The sequence below is a fragment of the Hymenobacter lapidiphilus genome (assembly GCF_003417065.2).
GTDB lineage: Bacteria > Bacteroidota > Bacteroidia > Cytophagales > Hymenobacteraceae > Hymenobacter.
In genome coordinates this window covers 1-13,122 of record NZ_QVLT01000039.1, presented here as the reverse complement: position 1 = coordinate 13,122, position 13,122 = coordinate 1, and the positions used below count along the sequence as shown (strand labels likewise).

Annotated in this window: 9 protein-coding genes; 3 read left to right on the top strand and 6 right to left on the bottom strand. The window is 61.3% G+C overall.

Annotated features, from left to right (window positions below):
- The first annotated feature begins 225 nt into the window (after nucleotides 1-225).
- Nucleotides 226-2,061, top strand: coding sequence for a hypothetical protein (locus tag D0N36_RS16935; RefSeq protein WP_116943011.1), 1,836 nt, complete (start codon nucleotides 226-228; stop codon nucleotides 2,059-2,061).
- Nucleotides 2,062-2,201: 140 nt separating this feature from the next.
- Here D0N36_RS16935 and D0N36_RS16930 read toward each other — a convergent pair whose 3' ends face one another.
- Nucleotides 2,202-3,524 (bottom strand): glycosyltransferase family 4 protein, encoded by a 1,323-nt coding sequence (locus D0N36_RS16930; protein ID WP_242478976.1) that lies wholly within the window; start codon nucleotides 3,522-3,524, stop codon nucleotides 2,202-2,204.
- A gap of 194 nt (nucleotides 3,525-3,718) precedes the next feature.
- On the opposite strand from D0N36_RS16930, the gene ffh reads away from it, so the two are divergent.
- Nucleotides 3,719-5,068, top strand: coding sequence for a signal recognition particle protein (gene ffh / locus D0N36_RS16925; RefSeq protein WP_116943010.1), 1,350 nt, complete (start codon nucleotides 3,719-3,721; stop codon nucleotides 5,066-5,068).
- A 158-nt stretch (nucleotides 5,069-5,226) separates the two neighbouring features.
- Here ffh and D0N36_RS16920 read toward each other — a convergent pair whose 3' ends face one another.
- Nucleotides 5,227-6,804 carry an NFACT RNA binding domain-containing protein gene (locus D0N36_RS16920; protein WP_116943009.1) on the bottom strand — a complete coding sequence of 526 codons (1,578 nt, stop codon included), beginning with the start codon at nucleotides 6,802-6,804 and terminating at the stop codon, nucleotides 5,227-5,229.
- 189 nt (nucleotides 6,805-6,993) lie between these two features.
- On the opposite strand from D0N36_RS16920, the gene D0N36_RS16915 reads away from it, so the two are divergent.
- Nucleotides 6,994-7,464: a hypothetical protein gene (locus D0N36_RS16915; RefSeq protein WP_116943008.1), complete on the top strand. Its 471-nt coding sequence runs from the start codon at nucleotides 6,994-6,996 to the stop codon at nucleotides 7,462-7,464.
- 25 nt (nucleotides 7,465-7,489) lie between these two features.
- Here the strand turns inward: D0N36_RS16915 and D0N36_RS16910 are convergent, their stop codons facing one another.
- The 4 genes from D0N36_RS16910 to D0N36_RS16895 all read right to left on the bottom strand — a co-directional run bounded on the left by D0N36_RS16910 (nucleotide 7,490) and on the right by D0N36_RS16895 (nucleotide 12,924).
- On the bottom strand, nucleotides 7,490-7,855 hold the full coding sequence (locus tag D0N36_RS16910) for a cupin domain-containing protein (RefSeq protein WP_116943007.1): 366 nt from the start codon (nucleotides 7,853-7,855) through the stop codon (nucleotides 7,490-7,492).
- An 89-nt stretch (nucleotides 7,856-7,944) separates the two neighbouring features.
- A complete protein-coding gene (locus D0N36_RS16905; RefSeq protein WP_116943006.1) occupies nucleotides 7,945-8,712 on the bottom strand; it encodes an MBL fold metallo-hydrolase in 768 nt (255 codons plus the stop codon).
- A gap of 97 nt (nucleotides 8,713-8,809) precedes the next feature.
- The gene (locus D0N36_RS16900; protein WP_116943005.1) at nucleotides 8,810-9,193 is read right to left on the bottom strand and encodes a response regulator; all 384 of its coding nucleotides are present in this window, start codon (nucleotides 9,191-9,193) and stop codon (nucleotides 8,810-8,812) included.
- A 68-nt stretch (nucleotides 9,194-9,261) separates the two neighbouring features.
- Nucleotides 9,262-12,924, bottom strand: a complete 3,663-nt coding sequence (locus D0N36_RS16895; protein ID WP_190242732.1) for a PAS domain S-box protein — start codon at nucleotides 12,922-12,924, stop codon at nucleotides 9,262-9,264.
- Nucleotides 12,925-13,122 lie beyond the last annotated feature (198 nt).

The following is a 13,122-nucleotide window of genomic DNA, read 5'->3' as shown; positions in this document are numbered from 1 at the left end:
GAGAAGGAAGTGCCGGCTCGATAAGCAGCCGGGATGGGGGAGGGCAAAAGTAGGCAGTTATCAGTTGCCAGTGGTGAGTTGCCAGGCAAAGGAACGTCATTCAGAGCGCAGCGAAGAATCTCGCTCACTACGGTTGCGCGACGATTGTTCAACGAGTTCAAGCGAGATTCTTCGCTTCGCTCTGAATGACGTTCCTTTGCCTGGCAACTAGCAACTAGCAACTGAATGATACTGGCAACTGATGCCCCCGTCAAGCTCGTCATCTGGGACCTCGACGACACGTTCTGGCAGGGCACGCTCTCGGAAGGCGCGGTAACGGCAGTGGAGGCCAACCTGCAGCTGGTGCGCGACACGGCGGCCCGCGGTATTGTGCACACCATCGTCAGCAAAAACGACTTTGCCCCGGCTGAGGCGCGGCTGCGGGAGCTGGGAATCTGGGAGCTGTTCGTGTTCCCGCGCATCAGCTGGCAGCCCAAGGGCCCCATTATTAAGGAGCTGCTGACCCAGATGCAGTTGCGGGCGCCAAATGTCCTGTTTCTCGACGACAACCCCGCCAACCGGGCCGAAGCGCAGTTCTACAATCCTGATTTGCAGGTCGCTGACCCCACCGAGCTGCCCCAACTGGCCCCGTTGCTGCGCGCCAGCGGCCAGCCCGACCCCACGCTCTCGCGCTTGGCGCAATACAAGCTGTTGGAGCGCCAACAGCAAGCCCGTATCCAGTACGATGACAACCTGGCCTTCCTGCGCGATGCCCAGGTGCAAGTGGAATTCCGTGAGGGCCCGGCTGCGGTGATGCCCGATTTGGGCCGGCTCGAAGAGCTCATCAACCGCTCCAACCAACTCAATTTCACCAAGCGCCGCGTAACGCTGCCCGAGTTGGAGGTCAGCCTGCGCGACCCGGCCCGCCGTTGGGGCACCGTGCGCGTGCACGACCGGTTCGGCGACTATGGCCTAGTGGGCATCTATTGCCTTCATGTGGCCGAAAACCGGCTGGAGCAACTCGTGTTTTCCTGCCGTATTCTGCACCTGGGCATCGAGCAGTTCACCTACGCTTACCTGGGTTTTCCGGCGCTGGAAGTGCGGGGCGAAGTGGCCACTGAACTAAGCCCAACCGAAAAACCTACCTGGATTACCAGCGGAGCTGCTGTCACCGCGCCCGAAATCCCAGCTACCCCGGTGGCGGGCACGCCCCAAAAGCGGCTGCGGGTGCTGCTGAAGGGCGGCTGCGACTTGGGCCAGCTCACGCCCTTCCTGCAGGCCTTCGACCTCGACGTAACCGAGGAGTTCAACTTCAACAACGAGCACCAGATTCCGGTACATCTGGAGCACACGCTGCTGCTGCGCGCCACCCGCGAGTGGTCCGCCGCCGAGCAGCAGCGCTTGGCCGCCGCGTTGCCTTTCTTGGGCCGCGAGGCTTTCGACACGCGCCTCTGGGAGTCTGGTTACGACGTGCTGGTGTACAGCCCGTTGATGGACTACACCCAGCCGCTGTACCGCGAGCGTACTACCGGCCACCGTGTACCCTTCGGCGCCTACCAGAATATTACGGCCGAGCCGCCCGCCGCGCTGGCCGACCGCTACGCCCAGCGCCGTTTTCAGCGAATGGATGAGGATTTTCTGCGCCGTTTCGCCCGCGAGTTTGCGCCCGAAGGCCCGATTTCGCCCGCCGAGTTTCAGCAGAACCTGCGCTGGCTACGGGCCCAGGTGCCGGCTCGCGTGCCCGTTTTCCTGCTCAACGGGGCCGAAATCGACGTGCCCGACTCGGGCGAAACCGGGGCCCAGGCACGTCACGAACTTATGAACCAGGCGTTGGCCGAATTCGTGACTTCGGCCGAAAACTGCTTCATCCTCGACGTGCGCGAGTTCGTGCAGACGCCTGCCGACGTGACTAACAACCTGCGCCACTACCACCGCCGCCACTACCGCACCCTGGCCCAGCACCTGGCCCAGGCCATCGGCGCGTGGCAGGGGCAGGGCCTGAGCCATTCGCCGTGGGCCGATTGGAAAGCCCGCGCCATTGGGCTGCTGCCGGCCAAGCTGCGCGGCGTGTTGGGGCGGTGATAAGTAGGGGAAAGTCGAATCGAGTGAAGGTCATTCTGAGCGCAGCCGAAGAATCTCTACCGCTTCGTTGGGGCAACAGGATTGCCATTGCGGTAGAGAATCTTCGGCTGCGCTCAGAATGACGTTCTTTTTCTCCCTTCTCACTCGCCTCGACCAATCAGCCTAGCCAGCCTTTCCGTGAGGGCGCGGCGGGAGTAGCGGGCGGGGCGGGGGCCGGGCAGGTCGAGGTTGGAGTTGATGCGCCAGCGGGCCACCAGGCCCTCAAAGGCGTCGAGCAGGTCGGCGTAGGCATCGGGGGGCAGGGTGCGGCCGGCCCCGGTTTCGCGCAGCAGCAGGTCGGCGTCGGAACCGATGGGTCCCACGCACAGAATCGGCTTGTTGGCGGCCAGATACTCGAATACTTTGCCCGGCAGAATGCCCCGGTTGTTGGCCACATCCGGAATGGCCAGCAGCAGGGCCGTGCTCCGCAGCAAGTAGCCCACCGACTCGTGGTGAGGCACAAAGGGTACAAACTCAATGCGCCCGGCCAGTCCGGCCGCTTCGGCCTGCTGCCGGATGCCGTCGGAAACCTTGCCCACGAAGCGCAGGCGCAACGGTACGTCGGGGTGGCGGCGGGCGCACTCGGCGGCGGCGGCCAGCAGTTGGTCGAGGCGGTAGGTTTCCGAAATAGTGCCAGTGTGCGTTACCAGCAGCGCGTCGGTGGGCGGCTGGCTGGGCTCCCGGAAATCGGCCTCGTCGTAGCCGTTGGGCAGCACCTGGATGTTGGCCGGGTCGATGTTGGTCGACTTCGCCGCAAAAATTCGCTTGGTGTGGGCGCTGGTCACCAGCACCACATCGGCCTGTTCCAGCACCTGGCGCTCGTAGCGGGCATCGAGCCAGCGGGCGGGAGGCAGGTGGTTCAGCTCCTTGTAGTAGTAGATATCGGTCCAGGGGTCGCGCAAATCGGCCAGCCAGCGCAGGCCGTAGCGGCGCTTCAGCTCCAGCCCGATCAGCTGGGTGGAGTGGGGCGGCGACGAAGTGAGCACGGCGTCGAATTGCTCGCCGGCGGCCACCAGTCTGGCCACGGCGTCGAGCACGAAACGGTTCCAACCCCGGCGCGCATCGGGAATGAACAGGTTGCCGCGCACGAACTTGAACAGCTGCTGGCTGCGGCTGGCCTTGTTCTCGCCCACAAAACCCCCGTAGGGCACCTGCCGCCGGCCCGTCAGGCGCTTGTAGCTGTCGAAGGGCTCAAACGTACTAGTCCGAATCACGCGCACGCTCGCCGGCACATCGGCGGCCAGGCTTTCATCGAGTACCGGGTAAGCCGCCTGCGCCGGATCGACGGTGATGACCGTGGGCTCGATGCCGAACTCGGGCAGATGCTTGACGAACTTGAGGCTGCGCTGCACGCCCGCGCCGCCCGAAGGCGGCCAGTAGTAGGTAATAACAAGCAGGCGAAGCGGGCGAACAGAATCGGGCACAGTGCGGCGGGCGGGCGGTGAAGTGCGAAGGTAACGCGCTGACGGCTTTTCGGGCTTTTCTGGTTACTTTTGAATCGCTGATTTACGCTGATTAATCGTGATTTCGCTGATTATGACGGTTTGACGTCTGCAATCAGTGAAATCATGACTGATCAGCGTAAATCAGCGATTCAATCAGCGCAAATCAGTGATTCATGTTCGATAGCCTCTCAACCAAGCTCGATAAAGCCTTTAAAACCCTTAAAGGCCAGGGCAGCATTACCGAAATTAACGTCGCGGCCACCGTAAAGGAGATTCGCCGGGCGTTGGTGGACGCCGACGTGAACTACAAAGTCGCCAAGGAAGTCACCGACAAAATCAAGGAAGAGGCCATGGGCCGCGACGTGCTGGTAGCCGTGTCGCCGGGCCAGCTGATGACCAAAATTGTCTATGATGAGCTCACCCAGCTCATGGGCGGCGAAAAGCAGGACATCCAGGTGAAGGGCGACCCGGCCGTGATTCTGCTTTCGGGTCTGCAGGGCTCGGGCAAAACCACGTTTGCCGGCAAGCTGGCGGCCCACCTCAAAAAGCAGGGCCGCAACGTGCTGCTGGTGGCCTGCGACGTGTACCGCCCCGCCGCCATCGACCAGCTGAAAGTGCTGGCCGAGCAGGTGGGCGTAGACGTGTACTCGGAGCCGGACAACAAGAACCCGGTGGACATTTCGCGCAACGCCATCGAGTTCGCGCGCAAAAACAACAAGAAGGTCGTCATCATCGACACCGCCGGCCGTTTGGCCGTCGATGAGCAGATGATGGCCGAAATCGAGCAGGTGAAGCGGGCCGTAAACCCCTCCGAAACCCTGTTCGTAGTGGACTCGATGACGGGCCAGGACGCGGTGAACACGGCCAAAACCTTCAACGACCGCCTCAACTTCGACGGCGTGGTGCTCACCAAGCTCGACGGCGACTCGCGTGGCGGCGCGGCCCTCAGCATCCGGGCGGTGGTGGAAAAGCCCATCAAGTTCATCTCGACGGGCGAGAAGATGGAGGCCCTCGACCTATTTTACCCCGACCGCATGGCCCAGCGCATCCTGGGCATGGGCGACGTGATTTCGCTGGTAGAACGCGCGCAGCAGCAGTTTGACGAGGAAGAGGCCAAGCGCATCAACCAGAAAATCCGCAAGAATCAGTTCAACTTCGACGACTTCCTCTCTCAGTTAGAGCAAATCAAGAAGATGGGCAACATCAAAGACCTGGTAGGCATGATTCCGGGTATGGGTAAGGCCATGAAGGATGTGGAAATCGACGACGATGCCTTCAAGCCTATCGAAGCCATCATCAAGAGCATGACGCCCAAGGAGCGCGCCCAACCCGAGCTGCTCAACGGCTCGCGCCGCCGCCGCCTGGCCCTGGGCTCCGGTACCGATATTCAGCAGGTAAACGCGCTGATGAAGCAATTTGAGGACATGCGCAAGGTGATGCGTACTATGAATAAAATGAGCAGCACCAAGGGCGGCATGGCCCAGATGGCCAAAATGATGGGTATGAAAGGCCCGTTGCGCTAGCGCACGGATTAGTAAGAATTGTGAAGGATTTAGCTCCGCTGTTCTGAGGTTCACGGATTTTGTGAACATACTCAAACGGCCCCGGTAGCAGTTGCTGCCGGGGTCGTTTCGTGTTGTTTCCGCTTGAACTTTATTGTTTGCAACGGGGCCCTCTGGTGTTAAGCCCGCTCGAACGGATTAGCCGGCACTACCAGCAGCACCTTTTCGCGCTCGACCACTACCTGGCCCGGCTTGGCGCCGCGGGGTTTGCGCACGTACTTTTTGGGCGTGTAGATAACCGGGCACAGCGAATCGTTCTGGCGGCGCGAGTACCAGGCGGCCAGCTGGGCGGCCCGCTCCAGCACCGGCGCGGGTACCGGCTGGCCCGGTCGCTGCCGGATGACTACGTGCGAGCCGGTAACGTCCTTGGCGTGCAGCCAGAGGTCGTCTTTGTGAGCGTAGCGCTGGGTGAGCAGGTCGTTGTTGACGGCGTTACGACCCACCAGAATCGAGAAGCCAGAATCCTCGAACACCTTGAAGGGTAGTTCGGCGGCGGCGGCTTTGGTAGCGGCGGCGGCATCGAGGGCGTGTTGCTTGCGCCACTGCCGCAGGGCCCGCAGCTCGCCAACGGGTAACGCCGCCAGCTCCTCCAGCAACTCCAGGGCCCCGAATGCTTCGGCTTCGCGGCGGTCGGCGCGCTCGGCCAACTCGCGGGTTTCGCGCTGCTGGTTTTTGGCCTTGCGGTACAGGTTCTGGGCCGTGCGCTGGGGCGTTTCGGTGGGCTTCAGCTTGATGACGCGCCGCTGGCCGGGCTGGTAAAAGTCCTCTACCTCCACTTCGGCCGCGCCCGCCGGAATCTGGCTTAGGTGAGCCATAATCAGGTCGGCAGTCTGGCGGTAGCCGCTGGTGTTTTCGAGGGCGTGCAGGCGGTTGCGGGCGTGCTGGGCGGCCGTGGCGGCCATGTCGGCGCGCTTTTCCAGCAGCTGCTGCACCTGGCGCAACTCGGTTTCGTAGGCCTGGCGGCCCAGCAGCCGCGGCACGAAGCGGCGTAGCGCCCCAATTGGGTCGGTGGCCGGCAGCTCGGCTTCCACCTCGCCCACGGGCAGCAGGCTAAAGCGGGTGCGGTTGCCGAGCCGCACGATATAGAAGGCGGCGGGCTGCTCCAGTTGGCTCACCACCTGCGCTACCAGCTCGCGCTTGGTTTCCAGCGAAGCCGGGTCGTAGCCCAGGGTGAGCAGATAGGCCCGGCCCAGGTCGCCGAGGGCGGGGTAGGCCTTGGCCGGGTCGCTTTCCGACACTGGGCTAGCTTCGGGTGCGGGGTTAGCGGGAGGGCACAGGTCGGCGTCGGCCACATAGCGCGGGTGAAACAGCTCGGCCGGGGCCGCCGGGTCGGCGGGATGGAACACGGCATTGGGCCGGGTGCCGTAGAGCTTGAGCACCAGCCGCGCTCCGCCCTCAAAGTCAAGCTGTAGCACCCGGTCGTGGGGCCAGGCGGCTACGGCCGCCACCCGCTGGCCCAGTAAGCTGGGTAGCAAATCCACCGAGTTTTGGCGGGTGCGCTGGAAGCTTTCGGGCAGGGCCAGCAGCGTGCCGGCGGCGGCCAACGTAAGCCGAAGCCAAAATTCGGCCCCACCGTTGGTCAGGCCAATCACCAGCTCGTCGCGTTCCTGCGAGAAGCAGGCAACTACCTGATAGCCGGCCAACTGGTGGGTTAAAGCGGGCGCCAGCTGACGCAGAAAGTAGTAGTTGGCGGGCATCGATAAAGAAAATACGGGAGCAGGAAGGCCGTTCCGTACGCCGGAACGGCCGGGGCGCAAATTGCGCAAATAACGCCGCAATCAGCCCTTTGCCGCGATGCAACTATTTCTGCCCGTCCCGAATCCTGCTACAAATGAAGTTAGCCCTTGCTACCCCGGTCCTGTTCCTCCATCCGTTAAGTAAGCCGCATGAAAAAGCCCTGCCACATACCCACCGCGCTGCTGCTGTTGGCGCTGCTGGCTGCCTGTACCAGCTGCGGCTCCGAGGCTGAGCCGAAGGTGGTAGCTACCGCCTTCGGCAAGGATTTCGACCTGCACTACCGGCAGTCGGCAACCATGCCTTCGGTCGCATCGCCGGAGCTAACGGTGCTGGTAGAGGATTTGCAGTTCAGCATCTGCCCGAGCAACGCCCGGTGTTCTGTTCCTGATCATGTGCTGCCGACGTTGGCCATCAGCGGGCACGATGGCCAGACGCAGTTGCTGAAATTGCCCTCGTCGGGGCGACTGATAGTGAACAGTGAGTATCCAGATACGACCAGTGTGCGGGCCAATGGCCGCCGCTACGTAGTACATTACACGAGCTGGAAGCTGGCGGCCAACAAGCAGGATAACCCTGCCAAGCAGGATTTTACCATCAGCCTGCGGGTTGAAAAAACCTAGTGGCCGGGCGGCGGCCGGACTGCCGCTAAATTTGTTCCAACTGGCTGCGCGTAAGTTCGCTGGCGGTCTGGTTGCCGGTGTTTACGGTCGATTTGGGCTCGATCATCAGAATCCATGTTTCCTCCGCGCTGTGCGGGCGGTGGTCGGTGCCGCGGGGCACTACCAGCAGCTCGCCGGGGTGCAGCGAGGCCGTGGTGCCGTCGCGGAAGTCAATTAATAACTGGCCTTTCACGACCATAAACAACTCGTCTTCGGCGGCGTGGTTGTGCCAGATGAACTCGCCCTGCACCCGCGCAATTTTCAGGTGCTGGTCGTTGAGCTCCCCAATTACGCGCGGGTTCCAATGGTCGGTGAACTGCGCAAACTTGTCTTCGAGGCGGATAACATTCATCTTCGGTGAGAATTGGGGGATCAGAGAGCCGAGAAGCTGATATGGCGCACGCTACCTCATTCCCCGCGACTTGGGCCAACCACTGACCACTAACAACCTACCACCAGGCCGTCGTAAGCCAGGCGGATGTTTTCGGGCAGAGTGGCTTCCACGTTGTGGTGGCGGCCCAGCTGGTGGCTGATGTGGGTGAGGTAGCCGCGGGCCGGAGCCAAGTCTTCGAGAATGGCAACGGCCTGCTGCAGCGTGAAATGGGAAATGTGCTGCTCGTGGCGCAGGGCGTTGAGCACGATGATTTCTGAGCCGCGCATCAGCTCCATCGACTCGGGGCTGAGGTAGTTGGCATCGGTAATGTAGGTGAACCCGCCCACCCGGTAGCCCAGTACCGGCAGCTTGTAGTGCAGCGCCCGGATGGGCTGAAACGGCACGCCAGCCACCTCAAAAATGTCCGTGTCGCTTTCAATCGGGTGGAGCTCTACCTGTGGTATGCCGGGGTATTTGCGGTCGGCAAAAATGTAGGCATACTCCTGCTGCAGCTGCGCCAGCACCCGGGGCTCGGCATGCAGAGGCATATCCTGCTGCTGCCGGAAGTTGTAGGCCCGGATGTCGTCGAGGCCAGCCGTGTGGTCCTTGTGCTCGTGGGTGAATACAACGGCATCGAGGTGGTCAACTTGCGCGCGCAATACCTGCTGCCGGAAGTCGGGGCCCGAGTCGATGACGATGCTTTTGCCCGCTACCTGCAGGTGCACCGATACGCGCAGGCGCTTGTCGCGGTAATCAACCGAGCGGCATACGTCGCAGGTGCACCCAATTGCGGGTACTCCCTGCGACGTACCCGTACCCAGAAAAGTGATTTGCATGAACAGAAGCTAGAAGCTAGAAGTTAGAAGCCAGGTGTTAGAAGGAGTAGGCAAGTAAGCATTCTGACTTCTAGCTCCTAACTCCTGGCTTCTTCGATTATCCCACGTACTGCTTCACCACGCGCACCAGGGCGTCGAAATCGAGCGGCTTGGGCAGGTAATCGGTTACGCCGGCTTCGCGGAACTGCTCCATCGAGTAGTTGTTGGCGTTGCCGGTAATAGCAATTACCGGGATTTTGGCAATGCGCGGGTCGGGGTTGCGGCGGATTTCGCGGGTGCATTCCATGCCGTCTTTCACCGGAATGTTGATGTCCATCAGCACGCAGTCGATGAGCTGGCTTTCGATCTGCCGGATGACTTCGCCCCCGTTTTTAGCCGACACAATGCGGTACTGCTGCAGCTCCAGAATTTTTTTAGTCAGGTTAAGAATAACAGAGCTGTCCTCGGCGATGAGGATGGTTTTTGGGTTTGAGTTTTCCATAGGTGGTGGGCAGAGAGGGAGTTGGTTGTGTAAAAGGAGAGAGAGGGGGGCAGTGGTGCCTTGCCCCATCAGGGAGCCTGTGTCAGGGCAGGATAAACGGCTCTGAATTCTGCAAATAAAACAAGTAAAAGTTGAAAATCCGCAGCAGTGTTTTCCGTATTCTGGTCGCGCAGCTTTAGCTCCAGATACTTTACGCCTTCGGCCAGCGCCAAGATGCCTAAGGTAAAGCCTGTTCCCTTGAGCTGGTGCAGGTGAGGCAGAATAGCGGCGTACTGGCCATCGGCCACCAAGGCGGCCGCCTCGCTCAGCACCTGGTCGGCTTCCTGCTCGAAATCGGTGTAGAGCTGGGCCGCGAACTCGCCGCCCCCCAGCTGGCGCAATTGCTCCACAATGGCCATATCTACCACCACAATTCCTGCGGCGGCTTCGGCAGGCAGTGTAGGAGCAGCAGTTTCGGGAGCCTGGGTGCCATTGGTTGGGGCAGCCGGCGCGGCAGCAGGAGCGGCGGCAGAGGCTACCTGGCTGAGTACGGCCTGGGCTGCGGGGCTGCTCCAGCGGCGCAGCATGGCGTACAAATCCTGGCTTTTTACGGGCTTGGCAATGTAGTCGTCCATGCCCTCTTCTATGAAGCGTTTGGCATCTTCGCGCATCGAGTAGGCCGTCATGGCTACTACCGGCGGGCAGCCGGGGCCCAGGCGGCGGCGGATTTCGCGCATGGCCGTCACGCCGTCCATCTCCGGCATCTGAATGTCCATGAAAATGAGGTCGTAGCGGGTATCAGGCGCAATGGCCCGGCTGATGGCTTCAAAACCATCGGCGGCCACTGTTACGGTGCAGCCCAGCTTGTCGAGCAGGCGCGAGGCCACTTTCTGATTGATGGGGTTGTCGTCGACGAGCAGAATGCGCGGGTTGGTTTCGAAACGCACCACCTCCTGGGGCCGCTCGCGGGCCAGCCGGCGCTCTTGCACAATTTCCTCCTCGTTGTGGGCCACCTGGCAGCGAATGGTAAACCAGAACGTCGAGCCCTCGCCCACGTTGGAGTACACCCCAATTTCGCCGCCCAGCATATCGGCCAGCTGCTTGCTGATGGCCAGTCCCAGGCCAGTTCCGCCAAAGGCTTTAGTGGGCGTGGTATCGAGCTGGGTGAAGTTGGTGAAGAGCAGCTTCTCGTCGTCGGGCGAAATACCGATGCCCGAATCCTGCACCGCGAAGCGTAGTTCGTACTTGTCCTCAAACGCCCCTTCGGCGGCAGTGTCAGCCGTTTCCTCCGCTTCGGCAGCCGCCACCACCGATACGACGATGCTGACCGTACCCTGCGAGGTAAACTTGATAGCGTTGGAGGTGAGGTTACTTAGAACCTGGAGCAGGCGCGTTTCATCGGTAATGATGAAGCGCGGCGTGTTGGGCGTGAGGTGGTAGGTAAACTTGAGCCGTTTCTGGCTGGCGCGGTTCGAAAACAGCGAGTAAATCTTTTCGAGCGTATAGTGCAGGTCGATGCCCGTCTCGTTGAGCTGGAGCTTGCCGGCCTGGATTTTCGACAGATCCAGAATGTCGTTCAGAATGGCCAGCAGTGCGTCCGACGATTTGCGCAGCGTGTCCACGTACTCCTCCTGCTCCTCGCTGGCTACCGTCTGGTGCAGCAGGTCAATCATGCCGATGATGCCGTTCATGGGCGTGCGCAGCTCGTGGCTCATGTTGGCCAGAAACAGCGTTTTGGCCTCCAGCGCCTGCTCGGCGGCTTCCTTGGCCAGGCGCAAGTCGTCCTGCATCTGCTTGAGGCCGGTAATGTCGCGCCCGATGCCTTCCGTGCCGTTCAGCTGGCTGCCAGCCACGTCGCCCAGCAGCCGGCGCGCGTTCACCAGCACGCTCACGGCGTGGCCGTCTTTGTGGCGCATGGCCACTTCAAAGTTGCGCGCCTCGCCATTCTCGCGCACCTGCTGCAACAGGTTGTCGCGCTCGTGCGGATTGATGTAAAAGTCACCGATAAACCGGCCGATGGCCTCTTCCGCCTGGTAGCCCAGCATGTCGTATACGGAGGGGCTAAGCAGTGTAATGATGCCCTGCGTGTCGGTGCGGTAGTACACATCCTGAAACGACTCAAAAATGGCGCGGAATTTCTCCTCCTGAGCTACCAGCTCCAGCTGCGAGCGTTTTTTGTCGGTAATGTCGTGGGCAATGCCCGAAATTTCCTCAAACGAGCCGTCTTCGAGATAGATTGGGTTGAGGTAGATTTCGCGCCACGAGTCCTGGCCCTTGGCATCGCGCAGGCGCACCTCGAAACGCTGCGGGTGCCCCTGGAAAGCGCGGCGGTAATTGCTGATGAAGGCCTCGCGGGCCTCGGGGTCCATCAGGGCCACATCGGCCTGCCACATGTTCATGCCCAAGGCCGGGTACACACCGTTGCGGCGCAGGAAATAGGCGGCGTAGTTGCGGTTGAATGAGGCCAGCCGGGCGCGGGTATCCAACGACCACATCAGGTGCGAGCCGCTCTCGAAAATGGCATTCAGGCGGGCATTCTGCTTCTGAATCTGGACCTCGTTGCGCTTGCGCTCAATGGCCAGCGCTACCTGGTTGGAGATGAAGTGTAGAATCTCGATGTCGGAGGGCGCGTAGGCATCGGCCTTCTGGTAGTCCTGCACCGCAATTACGCCGATAATCCGCTCGCCAATGCTCAGCGGCGAGCATAGCATTACCTCCGGCATCAGGCCGTAGGCCGTTACGGCCCCGTCGGACACCAGCTGCTGCAGATCTTCGCGCAGCAGATACAGCGGCCGGCCCGTGCGAATAATATGCTCCGAAATACCCGTCGAGAAGGGCCGCGTCATCATGGCCTGCTCGCCGGGGGCATTCTGATCGACGAAATAAGCAAACTGCAACTGGGTGCGGGCCTCGTCGCAGAGAGCGATGTAGAAGTTATTGGTTTCAATAATCTTGCTCAGCTCGCGGTGAATGGCCCCGTACAGCGACAACAGATCCTTGGAGCTAATGGCCAGGTTGGCAATGCTGTAATACACCTTCTGCAGCCGCTCGGCCTTTATCCGGTCGGTGATATCGTGCAGAATGGCGCGGGTGCTCACCGGCTCGTTGTCCTGCCAGGAGCAGGAAATGGAGCCAATCAAATGCACGGGCTTGCCCGACTTAGTCAGGAAAACGGTTTCGAGCTTGTTGACTTTCTCGCCCTTGTACAGGTTGCGCAACTGGTAAAGCAGCTTGGCCTTGTAGTACGGATGCACCACGCTGGCCAGTGTGAGCGAGGGCAGCTCCTCATCGTCGTAGCCCAGCTTCTCCTTCCAGGCCTTGTTCACGAACAGAAAGCGGTTGTCAATGCTCAGGTTCTGAATCAGGTCGTGAGCGTTGTCGAGAAAGTCCTGCAGGCGGTTGCGGTTGTCGGTAAGGGCCCGCACGGCTACCTGCTTGTCGGTGATGTCGCGGCCTACAAACAGCACGCCGGTAATGGCCCCGTCGATGTCGCGCTCAAACTCGGAGTGCCAGAAGAAGGTACGCCCCCGGCCATAAATTGTCAGCAGCGAATGCTCAAAGAAGTCCTGTACTTCCTGCGTTTCCAGTGCCCGCTGAAAGGCGTAGCGGCGGGGCTCCTGCTCGCTGGGAGGCGCAAACAGGCCAAAATACTCTCGCCCAATCAGCGTATCGGCCAAGTGCCCGGTTACCTCGCAGAAGTAGGTGTTTACATCCTGAATGATACCTTGGCGGTCGAGTAGCAGGTAGCACATGCCGGCCCGGCTGAGCACGTCGCGCAGCTGGCCGCGCGAAAAGCTTTCGGAAGATAATCCGGTGGCTTCTGCCGCCGTGCCGCAGAGGCGTATTGCTGCAGGTCGCGCAGGGCCAGTAGTAGCAGTGGTCCGCCCTCGGCCGTTGGCCCGGCCAGGCGGCTAACGAGGGCCCGGGCCGCGAGCCGGTCGCCCCCGCCG